Here is a 22,403-nt window from a genome sequence, read left to right as displayed (position 1 = left end):
AATTACAGATTTCCTTTTAAACACGCAAAAGTAAGAAATAAATGTCAATTATCCAAAAATCAAGTTGCTTTTTTGGTTATTATTAATACATGCGAGCCGTCAGCGACTGTCGTTGCGAATATATAAACGTCGCCTCCGTCGGTCACTTTCAGCCGTTTACGCAGTACTTCGACGCTCATAGGAAAGTTGCGTGTGGCTATATTAGCGTGTTTGACACCTGCAAGACTCCGCTTTAACTCCCGCTTGTTCATCGACGAAACGGCAATGATGCGGAACACGCGTCCCGGGAATCCGTCAATCATCCGACCGGAAACGAACAGATGCGAGTTGGGTCCCACACCGTCAACGGCATAATGCGAGGCCAAGACATGGAAACATCCGGCCTTCATGACGGCACTGTTTGGAACATAAAGATACGTCGTCACATCCCCGCCATCACCCTTTGGTAGCGTCGCCAAGGCAACAGCAGAGTGTTCCATGGCCTCCTTTAAAGAGCAACTGAAAACATTGCCGTCGTCGACACAATACATCTTCGGCTCGCAATCATGCTCACAACCGCCATATAGAGTCTTCTGACGGTCATTCTTGGCAACGATGAGCAATTCCTTGCATTCGTTTCTCACGGCCACGATATGGACAGAAGAAACCGTAAAGAGAGATTTTCCGTCTTTTGTCGGACCCACGCCATCGGCATTAGCATCATCCTCCGGCACCATATTAGCCTTATCTACGGCCACTACGCAGCCAACGGCATTAATCTCCCGTACAGCCTCATGCCAATCGAGCATTGGCGAGAGTTTCAGTATGAGCGTCGACGTGAAACGGGACAGTGCCGGCAAAAGTGCCAAGACATCGGGTTCGCAGTCGCGTATCGACACCATCTTCCTGCCGTAAGAATCCCTTCGCGCCGGGTCGAGGAACACCGTGACCTCATTATCGGCTTTGGCAGTAGCCGATTCAGGCACTTTGGCAAGTCTCTCGATATGATTCTGCACCCCACTATCGACTTCATCATTAGTGTCTTCAGTCCCTTTCTCAGCAGACGACTTTCCATCTGCTGAATGGAACTGTTCCTCAATGATTCCCGGCAGCCCCTCGATGAACGCCACATCGGAGCTGTCGGCATTGACGACCGCGGCATTATCCATGCCGAGCATGCGGAAGTTATGCCGCGCTATGGTGCATAGACTCTCGTTTCGCTCCACATAAACAGCTCTACGGAAAGCCCGCGACAGAAAGCTGAAGTCGACACCAAAGCCCCCGGTGAGGTCGACGAGGATGCCGTGAGGCCCATTTCCGTCGTCAGCCGCCACCATTCTCTTGTACGTTGCCGTCGTCTCACTCGAGCACTGTTCCATATTCAGATGCGGAGGATAGACTATTCCGTCGGTGGCAGCCCACGACGGCAGCTTACGACGAGCCGTCTGCCACCCTTGTATCTGGTCGACAGCCATCCGCACATCGACCCCGCTGTACTTGTCGGCAGCAAGAGCCAGACGGCGCACATCATCGTTGCGATGGTCGAGAATGAATTTCCGTGTATTGTCGTCAATGAGTTCCATAGCTATGAATCAGAAGTGGAACGCCCCGCCAACGGTCAGCTCATAAGTGCTGCTGTGCTTATTCGGGTGATAAGCATAATGCGTCAGACGGTTGTAGAACGCCCCATGAATGATAATATTCCATCCGTTCCCAACCTTTATCTCGGCCACAGGAGCGATGACGAGCAGCTGGGCGTTGCTCTTGTCGCCCTGAGCGTTGAGGAAGAGAGGATTGAAGTCGGGAGCCTCGATGTCCTTCTTCTCGAATCCTTTCCACGTCCACAGCCGGTAGTATTCCACGTTGAGGATGAAGTTTCCGAAGTTTTTGAAGTTCATCCGTGTGTTCGACTTCCATCCGAACCCGCTTCCTATGTTATAGTCGCGGTCGATAATATGGTAGTAGTCACTCTTGCTTCCCCCGAGGAGGATGCCGTTGACATACAGTTTCTGCTCCAACAGCGACAGACTGCCTGTAGCCGGAAACTGCATGAGCAGTCCTGGTCCGAAGGCCGCCGTCTCACTTATCTCAAACGGATTCTTCATCTCCGACCCCCGTATGCTGTCCGAGGCATAATAGTCGAAGTGCTGGAATATACCCCACTGGGCGCGGAACCGTTTTCCCTCATAGATGTTATGGCCGTACAGACGGCCAATGAGATGGACGTCGCTGAGGAACGGCTGCGTACCGACATTGAACCCGATGTCGGCCGTAAAGTAGTCGTAAGGCTGCGTAGGCTCATCGGCGTAGCTGTCGCCATAGTCGAGATGGAAACCGAACCTCAAATTCCTGCTGCCACGGGCAATACTGTTCTCGTCGGCCACATAGCGACCGCCAATCATCACTGTAGCGTCGACAGGTATACGGTTGTAGTCATGGTAGAGGTTGTGGCTGGTCCTCACCCTCCACGCGTCGCCCGTGATGATGCGGTTGAAGAGCCTCACAGGATTGAGGATACCGGCAGCGAGCTCGTGCCAGAATCGTGGCCATCCCACCTTACTGTCGTCGAGAGCGAGGGCCGATGTGCGGTAGAACACCTCACCGAGGGCCATTCCTCCGCATGTGGTCGAGATGACATCGTTGATGGCCGGAGGCTCATTCTCGCCCCAGAACTCCCACATCAGGCTGCCTCCGAGGGCATAGGGAATGCTCGTCCAGAAGTTCAGGCCATTATTGCGGGCCGTATTGAAATAGAGGTTGCCGTGATATGGATGTGCAAACTGATTGGTGGAGAACTGGTCGTTGTCCCACACGAATCCGTTGCGGAAGTTATCCGCCATTGTCGAGAAGTTGGTCTGGGCATAGTCGGCATTGAGGACGAAACGGTCGAAGTAGTGGACGAGGAGGTTGATACCCACATCCTCGGCCACCGCTCTCCACGGCCGTTTCCTCATGAACGACGGGAGGTTATAGGCGTAGAGGCTGTCGCGTTCCGACCCCTTATATATCCCGAACATTGCTTCAAACTGCCGGTCGGTCATTCCCTTCCGCCTTGCCAGTGCCTCCAGACCGCTAACGTCGTTGCGCAACGGCCGGAGGTCGAAGGTCAGACCGGCTTCTACGATAGGCTTACTGTTGAAGCGGCGGTGGTGGTTGTACCATCGTGTCTGTCCGTAGCCTCCCGAGACGAACGCACCGAGATACTTGTTTATCTGCCAGTCGGCGTTGATGCGCCATTCGAGCGAGTACATACGCTCAGGGCGCGTAGCGGTCTCGTCCTGGAAAGTTTCTATATGTGAGTAGCCGATATCCCCACTGAGCGAGAACTTCGGCGAGAGATTAAAATACTGTCCTATACGATAGCCGATACCACCGGAATAGTTTTTCACACCGAAACCGGAGTAAAAGGAGTTCAAACCGACGATATAGTATGTACTGCGGTTGCGGAACCTCACACCCACAGACAGCTTGTTGTAGTTGCCGCTGTACGCCATGAGCTGTATGCGCGTACGTGGATTGATATTGATAAGACCGAGATGACGGCTGTCATTCTCATTAGTCATATTAAGGATGCCTATCTGATAGCCCTTAGGACTGCGGTCGGTGACATTGATGATGCCAAGCTGGAATCCGCAGAGGGTGTCGGCGTAGTTGTATGTACCGAACTGGAATCCACGCTGGTCGCCCGAATTGATGTTCAGCATTCCCACCTGCACGCCACCGCGCATACCCTTTGTGACATTCGTCAGAGCGGCAATCTGCACACCGTAGAGAGGATGAGCCGAGAGATTCGACAGCATTCCCACCTGCAGTCCGTGCTGATAGCCAGCGACATTGAAACTGCCAAGTTGCAGCCCTTTGAACATTCCCACCGTAAGATTAGTTCCTAAGGCCGCCTGCACACCACTCACACTGCCCAAATGGCCGTTGAAGATTCCACCGATACTAACCCCCGACATACGCTGCGAGGTTCCCGACTTGAACAATCCCAACTGGAGACCACGGAGCGTATCGACAGCCGTCCACAATCCTACGTTCACCGATGCCACACTCAGAGAGTCACTCTCACGCCGTTGACCGCCGAAAGCCAGATTCTTATAGAAATGCCGTGGGATAGCAGTCTTTACGAAAGCACTGTCGGACCCTGTTTCCTGACAATAACCAAAAGAGGTGGACAGAAATAGTATGATGATAAAAAGCAGTCGTCTCTTCATGGGAAAACAAAGATGAATCAGAATGGAATAATAACTGTAGCGAAACGGTTCGTTTTACCGCAATATTAAAAACTAACTGCAAATATACAAAACTTTTTGAGCGATTTCAAGTTTTTTGGCAATTATTCTTCTATCACGGCCAAAATTTTCGGAATTAATGACAATTTGCGACAAATGGAACAGCAACGGCAAAGAAAAGGATTTCCACTTTAGTGAACGACCAGATGCAATGCCATCAGATTATACTCAAAAACGATGGTATAGCTTTCAATCCTCAAGTAAGACAAAATCTCCAACCAAGATATATACACCAAGAAACAGCTCATCCAACCACCGGGCTGACATTCCCGCGTACCGCCATAAGTCGCTATAATCGTGAAAAAGTCCGCCGGAGGTTATTCCGACGGACTTTTAGAGAAGTATTAATCGTGTGATAGAATATTAGTCAGCAAGCTTTGCCTTGATGAACTCACGGTTCAGACGAGCGATATTGGCTATCGACTCATTCTTCGGGCACTCAGCCTCACAAGCGCGGGTGTTGGTGCAGTTACCGAATCCGAGCTCCTCCATCTTCATGACCATAGCCTTGGCACGCTTTGCAGCCTCCGGACGACCCTGTGGGAGGAGTGCCAGCTGGCTGACCTTCGACGATACGAAGAGCATTGCCGAGCCATTCTTACATGCAGCTACGCATGCTCCGCAGCCAATACATGTAGCGCAGTCCATAGCCTCGTCGGCAGCATCCTTAGGGATGAGGATAGCGTTGGCGTCCTGAGCCTGTCCTGTGCGCACCGATGTATAACCGCCGGCAGCGATAATCTTGTCGAAAGCTGAGCGGTCGACCATGCAGTCGCGGATGACAGGGAAGGCTGCCGAGCGCCACGGCTCGACGGTGATGACGTCGCCGTCGTGGAAACGGCGCATGTAGAGCTGGCAGGTAGTAGCACCCTGAGCCGGTCCGTGTGGATGACCGTTGATATAGAGTGAGCACATACCGCAGATTCCCTCACGGCAGTCATGGTCGAAGACGAAAGGCTCCTTGCCGTCCTCGATGAGCTGCTCGTTGAGGATGTCCAACATTTCGAGGAAAGAAGTATCACCGGGGATGTCCTTCATCTCGAAGGTGTCAAAATGGCCTTTCTCGTTAGGACCCTTCTGACGCCAGACTTTAAGTGTGAAACTTATATTTGTATCCATTGCTGTATTAGTTTATAATTTATAGTTTTAAAGTCCTGAGGTGCCAATTACTTCTTGTAGTTACGTACCTGAACCTTAATATACTGGTAGTCAAGAGGTTCCTTGAGCAGCGTTGGAGCTACTTCGTCAGAGCCCTGGTACTGCCAACAAGCAACGTACATGAAATTCTCGTCGTCACGCTTAGCCTCGCCTTCCTCGGTCTGGCTCTCCTCGCGGAAGTGTCCGCCGCAGCTCTCCTTACGCTCCAGGGCATCGTAGGCGATAAGCTCACCCATGGTGATGAAGTCGCGGAGGTGGATAGCCTTGTCGAGTTCGACGTTCAGACCCTCCTTGTCGCCAGGGATGCGGACGTGCTCGTTGAACTCCTTACGGATGTCCTTCAGCATGGCGAGGGCCTTCTTCAGACCGGCCTCGTTACGTGCCATACCTACATAGTCCCACATGATGTGGTAGAGCTTCTTGTGGATGTGGTCTACGCTCTCGTCGCCCTTGATATTGTATATGCGGTCGATCTCGGCCTGGACAGCCTTCTCAGCAGCGTCGAACTCAGGAGCCTTTGTGTCGATGTGCGGCACCTGAATCTGGTCGGAGAGGTAGTTCTGCATAGTATAAGGAATGACGAAGTAACCGTCGGAGAGTCCCTGCATCAGTGCCGATGCACCGAGGCGGTTAGCACCGTGGTCGGAGAAGTTACACTCGCCGAGGGCGAAGAGACCCTTGATGGATGTCTGAAGCTCATAGTCTACCCACAGACCACCCATGGTGTAGTGGATAGCCGGGAATATCATCATAGGATTCTCGTGCGGGTCGACATCGGTAATCTCCTGATACATATCGAAGAGGTTACCGTAACGCTCGTCGACACGCTTGCGGCCGAGGCGCTGGAAAGCCTCGGAGAAGTCGAGGAACACAGCCAGACCGGTGTTGTTCACACCATATCCGGCATCGGTGCGCTCCTTGGCGGCACGCGAAGCAACGTCACGCGGGACGAGGTTTCCGAATGCCGGATAGCGGCGCTCCAGATAGTAGTCACGGTCCTCCTCAGGAATGTCACGTCCTTTAATCTCTCCGCGCTGCAGTTTTTTAGCATCCTCGAGGTTCTTCGGTACCCAAATGCGGCCGTCGTTACGGAGCGACTCCGACATAAGAGTCAGCTTCGACTGCTTGTCGCCATGGACAGGAATACAGGTTGGGTGAATCTGGACGAAACATGGATTAGCAAAGTAAGCACCCTTGCGGTAAGCCTGGACGGCAGCTGTGCAGTTACAGCCCATAGCGTTTGTCGACAGGAAGTAGGTGTTGCCGTAACCGCCGGTAGCCAGACAGACAGCGTGTGCGCCGTAGCGCTCGAGCTTTCCGGTGACGAGGTTCTTGGCGATGACACCACGGCAGCGGCCGTCGATGACGACGATATCCTCTACCTCTGTGCGGGTGTGGAGCTCTACGGTGCCGTTGTTAACCTCTTTCATCAGTGAGGAGTAAGCACCGAGGAGCAGCTGCTGACCGGTCTGACCCTTAGCGTAGAACGTACGGCAGACCTGCACACCACCGAAGGAGCGGTTGGCGAGCATACCGCCATACTCACGGGCGAAAGGCACACCCTGTGCCACGCACTGGTCGATGATGTTTGCGCTGACCTCAGCCAGACGGTAGACGTTAGCCTCGCGGGCACGATAGTCACCACCCTTGATAGTATCGTAGAACAGACGGTAAACGGAGTCGCCGTCGTTCTGATAGTTCTTGGCGGCGTTGATACCACCCTGAGCTGCGATAGAGTGGGCACGGCGAGGCGAGTCCTGGATACAGAAGTTGATAACATGGAATCCCATCTCACCAAGAGAAGCTGCTGCCGATGCACCGGCCAGACCGGTACCTACGACGATGATGTCGAGCTTACGCTTGTTGGCCGGGTTGACAAGTTTCTGATGAGCCTTGTAGTTGGTCCATTTCTCGGCAAGAGGGCCTTCAGGAATTCTTGAATCTATTTGATTAGCCATAATCTTTCTTAATTAATAGTTTAAAGTTTTTTGAGCCTGCCATTCCTCTGGTAATGACATATTATAATGTATCGACCGGAACGGCACCTCGCTGTTTACAGTGCTGAGCTGTAGCTTGGCGCAAATCCAAGCCAGAAGGAAAGGATAAGGAACGCGAACACGCCCATAAGCACTGTCACGTAGACAATACCTATCATCTGCCAACGCTTGAGCCATATCTTACCGCTGAAGCCCAAAGTCTGCATAGCACTCCAGAAACCATGAGAGAGATGGAACCAGATAGCGCAAAGCCATACAAGGTAGAGGATAGAGAATACCGGATTGGCAAATGTGTCCTGAATCCAGGCAAAGCCGTCAGCAGGATCGTGAGCCACGCTGACACCGGCAAGCTCGGCGAACATCATGTGACCCCAGAAATTGTAAAGGTGCAGGAAAAGGCCTATAAGAATGATAAGACCAAGAACGAGCATGTTCTGCGATGCCCACGACACCTCAGGACGACGGTCGGTGACCGCATAACGCTCGTCACCGCGCGCACGCCGGTTCTGGGCAGTAAGAATAAAGGCATACACGATATGGCATACGGCGAGGAAAGCCAGGCCGAGGGTGCCAAGAACAGCATACCAATTAGAACCTAAGAACTCGCACACTGTGTTGTATGCACTGGCCGAGAAAAAGGCAGCGACATTCATACAACAGTGGAAGGTCAAAAATAGAATAAGGCAGATACCCGTTACGGACATCACAACCTTTCTACCAATAGGTGAATTGATTAACCACATAAATTGTTGAATTTTATTAAAAATAATTTGTTAGAATTTATTAATCTGCTTGAATGTCAGAGACTTTCACACTAATATCCTTTCGAACCAGTCACGGCCCACAATGAATAGTTGTCGATAAAATACTTACATGTAGGTATTCACAGCGCAAAATTAATACTTTAAAATGATAATTCAAAGTCTTTACGTTTAAATTTTCCAAAATATTTGCTACTTTTGCGACCGTTAAAACAGGAGACTACAAATGAATTTCAATTATGACGTATTAGTTATCGGAGGCGGCCACGCCGGTTGTGAGGCCGCCACGGCCTCCGCCAACATCGGTGCGAAGACGTGTCTGATAACGATGGACATGAACAAGATAGGGCAGATGAGCTGCAATCCGGCCGTCGGCGGAATAGCCAAGGGACAGATTGTACGCGAGATCGACGCCCTCGGCGGACAGATGGGCCTTGTTACCGATGCCACCGCCATCCAGTTCCGTATGCTCAACCGCTCGAAGGGACCGGCAGTATGGAGTCCGAGGGCACAGTGCGACCGCGGAAAGTTCATCTGGCAGTGGCGACATGTCCTCGACAACACCCCGAACCTCGACATCTTCCAGGACCAGGCCGACGAACTCCTCGTCGACAGCACCACGAAGATGGTCGTCGGAGTGAGAACAATATGGGGCGTGGAATTCCACGCCAAGGCCGTCGTCGTCACCGCCGGCACCTTCCTCAACGGCCTCATGCACATCGGCCGACGGAAAGTTGAGGGCGGACGCTGCGCCGAACCCGCCGTCCACAACTTCGCTGAGAGTATCGAGCGGTGGGGAGTGAGAAAGGGACGGATGAAAACCGGCACTCCGGTGCGCATCGACAAGCGCTCGGTTCACTTCGAGGATATGGAGGAACAGCCCGGCGAGAACGACTATCATCAGTTCTCGTTCTTCGGTCCTCACCGCCAGCTGCCACAGCTGCCGTGCTGGACGTGCAACACCAATGAGGAGGTGCACGCCATACTCCGCGCCGACATAGCCAACTCACCGCTCTTCAACGGGCAGATACAGAGTACCGGACCACGCTACTGTCCGTCGATAGAGACAAAACTCGTAACCTTCCCTGACAGGAAGAGTCATCCGCTCTTTCTCGAACCCGAGGGCACCGATACGAACGAGATGTACCTCAACGGATTCTCGTCGAGTATGCCGTGGGAGACGCAACTCGAGGCAATCCATCACATTCCGGCACTCCGAGACGCAAAAATCTACCGCCCGGGATATGCCATCGAATACGATTATTTCGACCCGACACAGCTCAAGCACTCGTTGGAATCGAAGATGATTGGCGGTCTTTTCCTCGCCGGACAAGTCAACGGCACCACGGGTTACGAGGAAGCCGGGGGCCAGGGAACGGCTGCCGGCATCAACGCCGCCCTGCTCTGCGGTGGCAGCGACCCGTTCATCATGCACCGCGACGAGAGCTATATCGGCGTACTCATCGACGACCTCACCACGAAGGGCGTCGACGAACCATACCGTATGTTCACCTCGAGGGCCGAATACCGCATACTGCTCCGCCAGGACGATGCCGACGACCGGCTGACGGAGAAATCGTACAAAATAGGTCTCGCAACCCGCGAGCGCTACGACTGGTGGAAGGAGAAGCGCGAGAACATCGATAGAATAGTCGACTTCTGTATGACAACACCGGTGAAGCCGAAAACCGTCAACGGATTTCTCGAGAGTATCGGCACTGCACCCATCAAGGGAACGGTGAAGATTGCCGACCTCATAGCACGGCCGCAGGTAAACTTCAAGAACCTTGCCGACCAGATTCCGGAACTGAAAGAAATTCTGAATTCACCGAAAAACCGCGTCGACGAGATCGACGAAGGTGCAGAGATAAAAATGAAATATAAAGGTTATATAGACCGCGAACGAGTCTTCGCCGACAAGATGCACCGTCTTGAGGATATAAAGATCAAGGGCCGTTTCAACTACTCCGAAATCCACGACCTCTCGACGGAGTGCCGTCAGAAGCTCGAACGCATTCAGCCCGAAACCATCGCTCAGGCGTCACGAATTCCTGGAGTCTCGCCGAGCGATATCAACGTGCTCCTCGTCCTCCTCGGACGATAGTCCTCTACCCCACTCCACGCCTCTCAGACAATCCCCGGCGGCGTGGAGAAGGGCTAAAGTTTCACGTGAAACAAAATCCGTCTAACCGTATGATAAAGAAAGATTTAGATTCCGACTAAAGTAATACTTGAACAACGAAAAAAACACGGTTCTATCGTGAAACTGAGACGAAAGAAACGACAAACGGGCTCCCGTTGGACTCATAAGGCAACGGACGAAAAACGGACTGGCAGAGAATAAATAAAGGAGTCTGTAGAAAGAAGAAAAAGAACGAACTTCGAGATAAAACAAAACATAAACAATTAATAAAAACAACAAAGCAAATGAACAAACAATTACTGTTGGACCACCTGCGGTGCATACCCGACTGGCCAATCAAAGGAGTTAATTTCAGGGACATCACTACCCTATTCAAGAACCCTGAATGCCTAAGAGAAATCGCCGATTCCATGGTAGATCTCTACAAGGATAAAGGTATCACGAAGATCGTTGGAATTGAAAGCCGCGGCTTCGTAATGTCGTCGGCAGTGGCAATGAAACTCGACGCTGGTGTCGTCCTTTGCCGCAAGCCCGGAAAACTGCCCTGTAAGACGGTACAGCAAAGTTACGTCAAGGAGTATGGCATGGACACAATAGAAATTCATGCCGATGCCATCGACGAAAACGATGTTATCCTCCTCCACGACGACCTGCTCGCTACTGGTGGCACGATGGATGCAGCGTGCAAACTCGTAAAGAAGTTCCATCCTAAGAAGATATACTGCAACTTCATCATCGAGCTCGAAACGGAATTTCCGAATGCACGAAAGGTTTTCGAGGACCAGGGCATAGAGGTAACTTCGCTGCTTAAATTCTAAATCCCAGAAAGAGGAAAGAACAAGCAGAAAGCTACAAGAATAATACTAAAACTGAATATTAACAAGCCTGCCCTACCGCTGCTCTACAATTCTCTTTCGGCACAAACAGAAAAAGAATAATAGCCGCAGACTGAACTGCGAGAGCAACAACGGCCAACCCACAGCCACGAGACACAACGACCACACGGATCGCTGAAGATGCAGAGACGGCAGAGGGAGGACAGGCTGACAACCAAGGCAGGAAACGGGCTAAAGTTTCACGTGAAACTTTTTGCCCGAAAACTGCTTTAAACAAAGGAGTTAGGAGAAATGACACGAGAAGAAAATGAAGAGCGTCTGGCCTACTTGAAGAACATTGTACTGAACCTTCCACACAAGCCGGGAACGTATCAGTACTACGACGAGCGACGGAAACCGGGAGCCGAGGCACCCGACCAGAGCCATATAATATATGTAGGAAAAGCCAAGGACCTGAAGAATCGTGTATCGTCATACTTCCACAAGGAGGTCGACAGATACAAGACGAAAGTGCTCGTGTCGAAGATTCAGGACATCTCCTACTCCGTCGTAAACACCGAGGAGGACGCTCTGCTCATCGAGAACCAGCTCATAAAACAGTATAAACCTAAGTACAACGTACTGCTTAAGGACGGAAAGACGTATCCGAGCATCTGCGTAACGAAGGAGTTCTATCCGCGCATATTCAAGACAAGGACGATAAACAAGCGCTTCGGAAACTTCTATGGCCCCTACAGCCATATAAGTTCGATGTACGCAATACTCGAAATAATAAAAAAAGTGTTCAAACCGCGCACCTGCCGGCTTCCGTTGTCGCCGGAGAGAATAGCCAAAGGCGAATTCAAACCGTGCCTCGAATACCATATACACAACTGTGGAGCGCCCTGCATCGACAAGCAATCGTACGACGAATACCAGGAAAATATACGTCAGGCACGCGAAATTCTAAAGGGAAATACGAGGGATGTGGAGCAATATCTGCGCTCAAAAATGATGGAATATGCCGGAAAACTGGAGTTTGAGAAGGCCGAAGAATACAAGCAGCGCATCCACGCACTGGATAATTTTGCGGCAAAGAGCGAAATCGTAAGCCACACCATCACAGATGTCGACGTGTTTACTATCGTCGACGACGATGCACGAAAGAACGCTTATATCAACTATATTCACGTCAAGAACGGTGCCATAAACCAGAGTTTCACCTACGAATACAAGCGGAAACTCGACGAAACCGACGAGGAACTGCTTAACGACGCCATCCCGGAGATTAGACAGCGCTTCGGGAGTACGGCAAAGGAGATAATTGTGCCCTTCGAACTCGACTTTAAAATCAAAGACGCGGAGTTTTTCATCCCACAGCGCGGCGATAAGCATCACCTCTTGGAACTGTCGGAGATGAACGCCAAACAGTATAAATTCGACCGTCTGAAGCAGGCTGAAAAGCTCAATCCGGAGCAGAAACAGACCCGTCTGATGAAGGAACTCCAGGACAAACTGCGACTGCCAAAACTGCCTTATCAGATAGAATGTTTCGATAACTCGAACATCTCCGGCACTGATGCAGTGGCAGGATGCATCGTCTACAAAGGTATGAAACCCTCGCGAAAAGACTACCGTAAATACAACATCAAGACCGTTACGGGCCCCGACGACTATGCATCGATGCAGGAGGTCGTCAGACGCCGCTACAGCCGCATGATTGAGGAGCACACTGCCCTACCCGACCTCATCATCACTGATGGCGGCAAAGGCCAAATGGACGTCGTCAGAGAGGTTGTAGAAGACGAACTGCACCTTAATATTCCTATCGCCGGACTGGCAAAGGACGACCGCCACAGGACGAATGAGCTACTCTACGGGTTTCCGCCGGTGGTCATAGGACTGAAGACCGACAGCGAGCTTTTCCACGTTCTGACGCAGATTCAGGACGAGGTGCACCGCTATGCCATCACCTTCCACCGCGACAAGCGGTCGAAACACCAGTTGCACAGTGAGCTCGACGATATCAAGGGTATCGGTCCCAAGACTAAGGACCTGCTAATATCGAAGTTTAAGAGTGTCAAGCGCATCAGCGAATCAGACATCGCACAGCTAACTGAAACCATCGGACAGGCCAAGGCAAAGATAGTTTTCGACCATTTTCATGGCAGCGAGAAGGAAGAAAAAAAGTAGAACTTCGGCAATTAATAGATTATTTTTGGTAGAGATATGAATTAAATTTGTCGTAGAAGGAGTGAAGAAATGAGAAGCCATTCAGTGGGATTTATGGGGGTGAATGAGTGAATAAGGTGAATGGTAGAAATGGGCGCACTGGATATTTTCCGTGGAATAAGAGTGAGAGAATATATAAATCTTTATACTGTCATTATCGCTTTGGCATTTTCAAAGGGAAAGGGAACAGAAAATCATGGCCAGGCTTATGCTCCCCAAAGAGCAATGGGTCTAAAGCTATGGGGTAGTCTTGCGAGCAAGCTCGCTGCCTACCCCATAGCTTTAGCCCCACACCTTTGGTGTCAAGCCTGCCCATGACGAAAATCGCTAACGCGTAAAATTGCCCCTTGGGCATAAAATCCTGCGGCCGAAAAGATAGTCCATAGCGTCTTGAAAGTCAGCAATGCTACTTAGGCTCTGTTGAGCGGCACAGTATTTTATGCGCCTTGGCGCTATTTTATGCCAAGGCAATTTTCGTCATAGGCTGGCTTTAACCCTGTTAGGGGTGGTGTGGAAGTAATGGGGCAGACTGCGAGCTTGCTCGCAAAGGCTGCCACATCACTTCCACACCATAGCTCCATCGGGAGCTTAAGCCAGCCTATGACTATTTTCTTTGAGTTATGGACCTCTCTAACCAATTAAGAACATATCGGCCACGGGAAATATCAAGTGTGCATAAGAATGTAAATAATTTATCAAACAAATAAAGTTAGAATCTCAAAGTTAACCGACGCTATAACCATCTAATAATCAACACATTACAAAGAGGCCGATTTGACTTTCTAAAACGGGCCGTTTGGGAGGCTAAAACGGACCGTTTGACAATGCGAAATGGACCGTTTCAGAATGCAAAACGGGCCGTTTTAGAAATAGGGATGGTCGACTGTAAAGATAAATGACAATTATTCTGTGCTGATTGTAAAGTAAAATTACAGGATAAAGAGAACAAGGAGGTTACTACGCAAGGACTAATCTGAAAGAAAACTAAAAACAATCTATAAATTTGGAATAGTCGAAAAGAATCGCTAAATTTGCATTATGAGAATAGTAATACAACGCGTTTCCAGAGCATCGGTGACCATCGCCGACCATGTTAAGAGCAAGATAGGTAAGGGATACCTCATCCTCCTCGGCATCGAAGCCGCCGACACCACCGACGACATCGACTGGCTCGTGAAGAAAATCATCGGTCTGAGGGTCTTCGACGACGAGAATGGGGTCATGAACCTAAGCATTATGGAAACCGGCGGCGACATTATCGTTGTCAGCCAGTTCACACTAATGGCAAGCTACAAGAAAGGCAACCGACCGAGTTGGATACGTGCCGCCAAGCACGACATCTCTATCCCACTCTACAACGAGTTTGTAAGCCGACTCTCTACCGCCCTCGGTAAGCCCGTAGGAACGGGAGAATTCGGTGCCGACATGAAGGTGGAACTCATCAACGACGGACCCGTGACGATATGTATGGACACTAAAAACAAAGAATAAGAACCCTTAGGCCGCGCGGAATAGCGCGAAATATAAGTTACGAAGAATAGTTTTTTAGACTAAAAACAACGGAAAGAATTTGGATTATGACTATTGACGAAGCACAGAAAGCCGTCGACGAATGGATAAAGAAGTACGGTGTGCGCTACTTCTCCGAACTGACGAACATGGCTTGTCTCACTGAGGAGGTCGGCGAACTGGCCCGCGTGATGGCCCGCAAGTACGGCGACCAGAGCTTTAAAGCCGGTGAAAAGGACAATATCGGCGAGGAGATGGCAGATGTTCTATGGGTGCTCATCTGTCTTGCCAACCAGACCGGTGTTAACCTCACTGACGAACTAAAGAAGAGTTTCGAGAAGAAGACACGACGGGACTCTCAACGACATATCAACAACGAAAAATTAAAGGCCTGAAGGCCGTGCTGCGCCAGCCGCAGGTCGGAAGGAAAAAACAACAACATTATGGGAATAATAAAGAAAACTGTCGACAACGACATCAAACAGCAGGCAGAGAAGACAAAGAAAGATGCCGCTGAGTATGGACCGAGCAAGTATGAGCAGGCGTTCAAAAAGTACGATCTCAACGTCGATGAAAAGGCCGTCGACGAGGCAGTGAAGAAAATAATTGCCGAGAAAGTGCCCGAGAACGACAATGTAGAGGTAAAAAAGTTCCTCCTCGGCAGTGTAGAGCTGACATCGCTGCACACCACCGACACCGACGAGAGCATCCTCGCCATGACGGAGAAGGTGAATAAATTTGACAATGAATACCCTGCCCTGCCCCATGTGGCGGCTATCTGCGTATACCCACGCTTCACAGAACTGGTGGCTCAGAGCCTCGAGGTCGACGGTGTGGAGATAACGAACGTCACGGGCAATTTCCCATCGTCGCAGAGCCGTATGGAGGTGAAGGTTGCCGAGACGCAGCTCGCCATCGCCGACGGTGCCACAAACATCGACATCGTCATGCCAGTTGGAAAATTCCTCAGCGAGGATTATGAAGGTGTGGCCGACGATATTAACGAACTCAAGGAGGTCTGCGGCGACGTGCCGATGAAGGTTATCCTCGAGACTTGTGACCTTGGCAGTCTGTCGAACGTTAAAAAAGCCGCGATTTTATCGATGTATGCCGGTGCCGACTACATCAAGACGAGCACGGGAAAGGAGAAGGCCGGTGCCACTCCTGAGGGCGTATACGTAATGTGTCAGGCCATCAAGGAGTACTACGACGAGACGGGCATACAGATAGGTATCAAGCCCGCCGGCGGCATCAACACCGTCATGGACGCTGTTGTCCTCTACACAATCGTCAAGGAGGTTCTCGGCGAGAAGTGGCTGACAAACTATTGGTTCCGTCTTGGCACCAGCCGTCTGACGAATCTTCTGCTCAGCGAGATCACCGGTAAGGAGACAAAGTGGTTCTAAACCCACGATACAATGGTCGGCAACGACCAAAAGATGCTTTCGGAATCCAGGAAAAACAATAGGATTAAGAAAGAAAAATAAATTAAAAATAGCCAGAATGGGAATTTTCTTCTCACTCTGGCTATTTTTATTTTCTTTAGGATGAAAGGGTGCGAGGGTAATGATAAGGAGTCTGTAAGCTGATGACTGCGGGTCAAGAGAACCACCTCACTACCCTATTATTTGTCGCGCTTGATAACGAAGTCGAGGTAAGCGTGGAGCGATTTCCTTATGGCTTCATCGCTGACATCATTATTCAGGAACTCCTCGGCCTTTGCGTGGAACTCCCACATGCGCTTGTCGGCATATTCGATACCACCGTTGCTGATGGTGAAATCGACCAAAGTCTTGATTTCGTCCGATGAAATCGTATGATTTTTCACCTTGTGGGCCAGTTCGAGCATGGCCTTGTCGCCGGTGTGACGGAGCGCATAGATGACCGGAAGGGTGAGCTTTCCCTCGGTCATATCGTTGCCAGTGGGCTTTCCTATCTCCTTTTCATCATTGTAATAATCGAAGATATCGTCACGAATTTGGAAGATAATACCCAACTGACGGCCAAAGAGCTTAGCACGCTCCACCTCCTCATCGGAGGCCCCTGCCGACAGAGCTCCGATGGCAGAGCATGCCTCGAAGAGCGCTGCGGTCTTGTTCTTTATTATGTTATAATAGGTTTCCTCCGATATTTCCTCATTGTCGATACTCGAGAGTTGGAGAATCTCGCCATCCGACAAGGTGCGGCCGAGTTCGGCAAGATATCTTACAATCTTCTCGGAGTGGGTATACGACACGTTCAGCAGAGCCGTCGAGAGGATATAATCACCCACGAGGACGGCTACTTTGTTGTCGTACAACGCGTTAACACTCTCCTGGCCACGACGTTCCCTGCTCTCATCGACAACGTCGTCGTGGACGAGCGAGGCTGTATGCAAGAGCTCCAAGCCTACCGCCGCATGCTGGGTGACATCGGTGACAGAACCATAATTGCGAGCCATAAGAAGGATAAGAATAGGACGCATACGCTTCCCGGCACGCTGACGAATATGATCAAGAGCCTGCTGCAACAGTCCGTTCTCATGCTCAAGACTATGGTTGAACATTCGGATAAAATCGGACAATTCGGCAGTTATCGGCTCCCGTATAATAGACAGATAATCCATGTGATTCTTTAATTCGATACAAAATTAATGAAAATCATCGGATAATCCGCAGGAATTTAGTAATTTTACAGACAAATTACATTTGATATGGCAAAACTATTTCTGCTTGATGCTTACGCACTCATTTATCGCTCATATTACGCCTTCATCAAAAGTCCAAGAATAAACTCAAAAGGACTGAATACATCGGCAATTATGGGATTCTGCAACACGCTCCACGAGGTGCTCACAAAGGAACATCCCGAATATATTGCCGTGGCCTTCGACCATGGCAAGACCTTCCGTCACGAGGCCTTCCCGGCTTACAAAGCCCAGCGCGAAGCTACACCGGAGGACATCAAACTGTCGGTGCCGATAATAAAGAATATTCTTGAAGCCTACCACATACCTATCCTTCAGGTCGATGGATACGAGGCCGACGACATCATCGGAACGGTAGCCACGAAGGCTGGTGCCGAAGGTATAGAGACGTATATGCTGACGCCCGACAAGGACTATGGTCAGCTCGTGAAGCCGAACGTCTACATGTACCGGCCGCGACACGGCGGTGGCTACGACAAAATCGGTGAAAGTGAGATTGAGGAAAAATACAGTATCACTTCCCCATCGCAGGTCATCGACCTCTTGGCGCTTATGGGCGACTCGGCCGACAACTTCCCGGGGTGCCCGGGTGTGGGCGAGAAGACAGCCGCAAAACTCATCAACGAGTTTGGCAGTGTCGACAATCTGCTTGCCAACACCGACAAACTGAAAGGAAAGATGAAGGAGAAGGTGGAGGCAGCCGTCGACGATATAAAGATGAGCTACTTCCTCGCGACCATCAAGACGGATGTGCCGATGGGCGACCTCACCCTCGACGAACTGAAGGTTGAGCAACCCGATACCGAAAAACTCGACAAAATCTTCACCGAACTCGAGTTTAAGACGCTGAAGAACAAGTTTCTTAATAAGACTTCAGAAAAGAAAAAGAACGTTAATTCAGAGCCCGATTTATTTTCAGCATTTGCAAACAAGGGCACAGAAGAGCCAGAAAACGCGAATTTTGAGAGCCTTAAAACGATAGCTCACAACTACCAACTCGTTGAAAATGAGGAGGAAGCGAAGAAACTTTGTGACTATTTATTGACAAATAAAATAGTCAGTTTAGACACGGAAACGACATCCACCCACCCCATCGATGCCGAATTGGTGGGTTTAAGCTTCTCAGTGAAAGAAAACGAAGCCTTTTATGTGGCTGTTCCGGCAGACTTTAAAAAAGCTCTAACAATAGTAAACATATTTAAAAAGGTCTACGAGAACACTGAAATCCTAAAGGTAGGACAGAACATAAAGTACGATATGGAGGTTCTGCACAATTATGGCATTAATGTGCAAGGGCCCATGTTCGACACTATGATAGCCCACTACCTCATCGATCCGGAGCTTCAGCACAACATGGACTATATGGCTGAGACGATCCTCCACTACCGGACCATACACATCGAGGAACTCATCGGTCCTAAGGGTAGGAACCAAAAGAACATGCGCGACCTCGATCCAAAGGACGTATATGAATATGCTGCTGAGGATGCCGACATCACACTGAAGTTGAAGAACGCCCTCGAACCGCGTCTGAAGGATGTCAACGCTGAGAAACTCTTCTGGGATATGGAGATGCCACTGGTTCCCGTGCTCGCCGATATGGAGACTACAGGAGTGTGCCTCGATACTGACTCACTAAAGGAAACGTCAACATTATTCACAAAGAGAATGAAAGCGTTAGAGAAGGAGATATTCGAGGAGGCCGGCGAAGAATTCAATATCTCAAGTCCTAAGCAGGTGGGTGAAATTCTCTTCGGGAAGATGAAACTCGTAGACAAGCCCAAAAAGACGCGCACGGGGCAGTACGTCACATCGGAGGAAGTGCTGCAGCAGTTGCGCAGTAAGGCCAAAATAGTTGCTAACATCTTGGACTATAGAGGATTGAAAAAACTCCTCGGCACTTATGTCGATGCCCTCCCGAAACTTATCAACCCCCGTACCGGCCATATCCACACATCGTTCAACCAGACGATAACGGCCACGGGACGACTCTCGAGCTCCGACCCGAACCTCCAGAATATTCCCGTCCGCGACGACGACGGCAAGGAGATAAGGAAGTGTTTCATTCCCGAGCCTGGATGTTTATTTTTTTCAGCCGATTACTCACAGATAGAACTGCGCATCATGGCCCATCTCTCGGGCGACGAGAATATGATTGAAGCCTTCCGCGAAGGGTTCGACATCCACCGCGCCACGGCAGCGAAGATATGGCACGAGGATATGGACGAGGTTACCGATGCCCAGCGAAAGAAGGCCAAGCAGGCCAACTTCGGAATAATATACGGTATCACCACCTACGGACTGGCCCAGCGAATGGACATCCCCAACGGTGAGGCGCGACAGCTCATCGACGACTATTTCACTACATTCCCTAAGGTGCACGCCTACATGGAGAAAGCCAAGGAAGAGGCACGCGAGAAAGGCTATGCCGAGACACTGTTCGGTCGCCGCCGCTATCTGCCCGACATCAACAGCAAGAACGGCACCGTCCGCGGGTTCGCCGAGCGCAACGCCATCAACGCTCCTATCCAAGGCAGTGAGGCCGACATTATAAAGGTGGCGATGATAAGAATCTGGCGCCGGTTCAAGGAGGAAGGCATAAGGTCGAAGATGATTCTGCAAGTGCACGACGAACTGAACTTCTCCGTATTCCCGGAGGAGAAAGAGAAGGTCGAAAAGATTGTCATCGAGGAGATGCAGGGAGCCTACCACCTCGACGTTCCGCTTATCGCCGACGCCGGATGGGGCAAGAACTGGCTGGAGGCACACTGATTCCGTCCGAGAACTAATAGGACTTAATTTGCTCAATTCAGAATTATTGAGTAATTTTGCAGTCAAAATAAACGTTTATAACTGAAATATGGCATTAAAATGTGGTATTGTAGGTCTGCCAAACGTTGGCAAGTCTACACTATTCAACTGTCTGTCGAGTGCTAAGGCACAGGCAGCCAACTTCCCATTCTGCACGATAGAACCGAACTTGGGAGTCATCACTGTCCCCGACGAGCGCCTTAACAAGCTCGCCGAGATCGTTCATCCGGGAAGGATAGTACCGGCAACATGCGAGATTGTCGATATTGCCGGCCTCGTCAAGGGAGCCTCGAAAGGTGAGGGTTTAGGAAACAAATTCCTCGGAAACATTCGCGAGTGTGACGCTATCATCCATGTCATACGCTGTTTCGACGACGATAATGTGGTGAGAGAGGGCGGTGCCCCCGTCGATCCCGTTGAGGACAAGAGCGTCATCGATACCGAGCTGCAACTCAAGGACTTAGAGACCATCGACTCGCAGCTCGACAAGCAGAAGAAGGTTGCGGCCTCGGGAAACAAGGATGCTAAGACAGCCGTGACGGTACTCGAGGCTTACAAGGAGGTGCTGGAGCAGGGCCGTAACGCCCGCGAGGTGACTTTCGACACCAAAGAGGAGCAGAAGGCTGCCCACGACCTCTTCCTTCTGACCACAAAACCGGTGCTCTACGTCTGCAATGTCGACGAGGACAGCGCAAAGAACGGTAACGAATACTCGAAAAAAATCGAGGAGATAGCTGCCAAAGAGGGTGCCGAGGCAATGGTCATAGCAGCAAAGACCGAAGAGGACATAGCCTCACTCGACACCTATGAGGACAAGAAGATGTTCCTCGACGAGCTCGATCTCGAGGAAAGCGGCGTCAACCGGCTCATCGAGAAAGCTTATCATCTGCTTAACTTACAGACATTTATCACCGCCGGCGAGATGGAGGTGAAAGCCTGGACATTCCATAAGGGATGGAAAGCCCCACAGTGTGCCGGAGTCATTCACACCGACTTCGAGAAAGGTTTTATCAGAGCTGAGGTGATAAAATACGACGACTACATCAAGTATAAGTCGGAAGCAGCCGTGAGAGAGGCCGGACAGCTGCATATCGAGGGCAAGGACTATGTGGTGCAGGATGGCGATATCATGCACTTCAGATTTAATGTTTGATGAAGATGCTCGATTTCATCTATTGGCAACCCAACGAAATAGCGTTCCACGTAGGCAGCTATGGGGTGAGATGGTATGGACTGTGCTGGCTCACAGGACTCACTCTCGGATTCTTCCTCATGCAGTGGCTCTACAAGAAGCATAAGTATCCGGATGAGAAATTTGAGCCGCTGTTCCTCTATGTTTTCATTGGCGTACTCGTAGGAGCACGCCTCGGCCATTGCATCTTCTACCAGCCCGACTACTTCCTGACCTCGGGAAAGCACTTCGTAGAGATGTTTCTGCCCATAAAATTCCTCGATGGAGGTGGTTGGAAATTCATTGGCTACGAGGGACTTGCAAGTCACGGAGGAGTCGTGGGAATGCTCGTAGGACTCTATATGTACATCCGGAAGTACAAGATGCCTACATGGGTGGTGCTCGACTTTATGGGTATATGCTCGGGAATAACGGCAACGTTCATCCGTTTGGGCAATCTCATGAACTCCGAGATTATCGGCAAGCAGACTGATGTGCCATGGGCTTTCATCTTCGCCAATGTCGACCAGGCCCCACGCCATCCCGGACAGCTCTACGAGTCGCTGTTCTATCTCTTCACCTTCATCGTGATTCTGCTCATCTACCGCAAGCATCCCGAGAAAGTGGGAACGGGATTCTACTTCGGACTCTGCCTGACGATGATCTTCACCTTCCGTTTCCTCATCGAGTATACGAAGGAAATTCAGGAAGCTTTCGAGGCCGGACTACCCATCGACATGGGACAAATCCTCAGTATTCCGCTCATTGCCTTGGGCGTTTGGGCTATGATTACAAGCAAAAAGAGGATAAAATAAACACGATAAAACATTGTTATACAGGGTTTTATTG

The 22,403-nt window shown here is 50.5% G+C and carries 15 protein-coding genes; 9 read left to right on the top strand and 6 right to left on the bottom strand.

Annotated elements, in window-relative coordinates:
* Positions 1-59: 59 nt before the first annotated feature.
* The 5 genes from LDN30_RS01335 to LDN30_RS01315 form a co-directional block, all read right to left on the bottom strand.
* A complete protein-coding gene (locus LDN30_RS01335) occupies positions 60-1,562 on the bottom strand; it encodes a THUMP-like domain-containing protein (RefSeq protein WP_223926805.1) in 1,503 nt (500 codons plus the stop codon).
* A gap of 9 nt (positions 1,563-1,571) precedes the next feature.
* On the bottom strand, positions 1,572-4,193 hold the full coding sequence (locus tag LDN30_RS01330; RefSeq protein WP_223926804.1) for a DUF3943 domain-containing protein: 2,622 nt from the start codon (positions 4,191-4,193) through the stop codon (positions 1,572-1,574).
* 441 nt (positions 4,194-4,634) lie between these two features.
* Positions 4,635-5,390 (bottom strand): succinate dehydrogenase/fumarate reductase iron-sulfur subunit, encoded by a 756-nt coding sequence (locus LDN30_RS01325; protein ID WP_223926803.1) that lies wholly within the window; start codon positions 5,388-5,390, stop codon positions 4,635-4,637.
* Positions 5,391-5,437: 47 nt separating this feature from the next.
* On the bottom strand, positions 5,438-7,387 hold the full coding sequence (locus LDN30_RS01320) for a fumarate reductase/succinate dehydrogenase flavoprotein subunit (RefSeq protein WP_223928512.1): 1,950 nt from the start codon (positions 7,385-7,387) through the stop codon (positions 5,438-5,440).
* A 95-nt stretch (positions 7,388-7,482) separates the two neighbouring features.
* Positions 7,483-8,169: a succinate dehydrogenase/fumarate reductase cytochrome b subunit gene (locus LDN30_RS01315; protein ID WP_223928511.1), complete on the bottom strand. Its 687-nt coding sequence runs from the start codon at positions 8,167-8,169 to the stop codon at positions 7,483-7,485.
* A gap of 244 nt (positions 8,170-8,413) precedes the next feature.
* On the opposite strand from LDN30_RS01315, the gene mnmG reads away from it, so the two are divergent.
* From mnmG to deoC, 6 genes are all read left to right on the top strand, one after another.
* Positions 8,414-10,291, top strand: coding sequence for a tRNA uridine-5-carboxymethylaminomethyl(34) synthesis enzyme MnmG (gene mnmG / locus LDN30_RS01310; protein WP_223928510.1), 1,878 nt, complete (start codon positions 8,414-8,416; stop codon positions 10,289-10,291).
* Positions 10,292-10,614: 323 nt separating this feature from the next.
* Positions 10,615-11,148: an adenine phosphoribosyltransferase gene (locus LDN30_RS01305; protein ID WP_223928509.1), complete on the top strand. Its 534-nt coding sequence runs from the start codon at positions 10,615-10,617 to the stop codon at positions 11,146-11,148.
* A 309-nt stretch (positions 11,149-11,457) separates the two neighbouring features.
* Positions 11,458-13,338: an excinuclease ABC subunit UvrC gene (gene uvrC, locus LDN30_RS01300; protein ID WP_223928508.1), complete on the top strand. Its 1,881-nt coding sequence runs from the start codon at positions 11,458-11,460 to the stop codon at positions 13,336-13,338.
* Between the two features lie 1,077 nt (positions 13,339-14,415).
* On the top strand, positions 14,416-14,868 hold the full coding sequence (dtd, locus tag LDN30_RS01295) for a D-aminoacyl-tRNA deacylase (RefSeq protein WP_223928507.1): 453 nt from the start codon (positions 14,416-14,418) through the stop codon (positions 14,866-14,868).
* An 86-nt stretch (positions 14,869-14,954) separates the two neighbouring features.
* Entirely contained in the window at positions 14,955-15,281 is a 327-nt protein-coding gene (locus LDN30_RS01290; protein ID WP_223926796.1) for a nucleotide pyrophosphohydrolase, read from the top strand.
* A gap of 48 nt (positions 15,282-15,329) precedes the next feature.
* Positions 15,330-16,292 carry a deoxyribose-phosphate aldolase gene (gene deoC, locus LDN30_RS01285; RefSeq protein ID WP_223928506.1) on the top strand — a complete coding sequence of 321 codons (963 nt, stop codon included), beginning with the start codon at positions 15,330-15,332 and terminating at the stop codon, positions 16,290-16,292.
* 218 nt (positions 16,293-16,510) lie between these two features.
* Here the strand turns inward: deoC and LDN30_RS01280 are convergent, their stop codons facing one another.
* On the bottom strand, positions 16,511-17,491 hold the full coding sequence (locus tag LDN30_RS01280; protein WP_223928505.1) for a polyprenyl synthetase family protein: 981 nt from the start codon (positions 17,489-17,491) through the stop codon (positions 16,511-16,513).
* Positions 17,492-17,578: 87 nt separating this feature from the next.
* Here LDN30_RS01280 and polA point away from each other — a divergent pair, with 87 nt between their 5' ends.
* The 3 genes from polA to lgt all read left to right on the top strand — a co-directional run bounded on the left by polA (position 17,579) and on the right by lgt (position 22,369).
* Positions 17,579-20,344 (top strand): DNA polymerase I, encoded by a 2,766-nt coding sequence (gene polA, locus LDN30_RS01275; RefSeq protein WP_223928504.1) that lies wholly within the window; start codon positions 17,579-17,581, stop codon positions 20,342-20,344.
* Positions 20,345-20,432: 88 nt separating this feature from the next.
* Complete coding sequence (gene ychF, locus LDN30_RS01270; RefSeq protein WP_223926792.1) at positions 20,433-21,536, top strand: redox-regulated ATPase YchF; 1,104 nt, start codon at positions 20,433-20,435, stop codon at positions 21,534-21,536.
* Positions 21,536-22,369 carry a prolipoprotein diacylglyceryl transferase gene (gene lgt / locus LDN30_RS01265; protein WP_223926791.1) on the top strand — a complete coding sequence of 278 codons (834 nt, stop codon included), beginning with the start codon at positions 21,536-21,538 and terminating at the stop codon, positions 22,367-22,369. Before ychF ends, lgt begins: the two co-directional genes overlap by 1 nt.
* Positions 22,370-22,403: the final 34 nt, after the last annotated feature.

The sequence above is a fragment of the Prevotella lacticifex genome (assembly GCF_019973375.1).
GTDB classification, from domain to species: Bacteria; Bacteroidota; Bacteroidia; order Bacteroidales; family Bacteroidaceae; genus Prevotella; species Prevotella lacticifex.
This window is presented reverse-complemented; position numbering and strand designations above follow the sequence as displayed.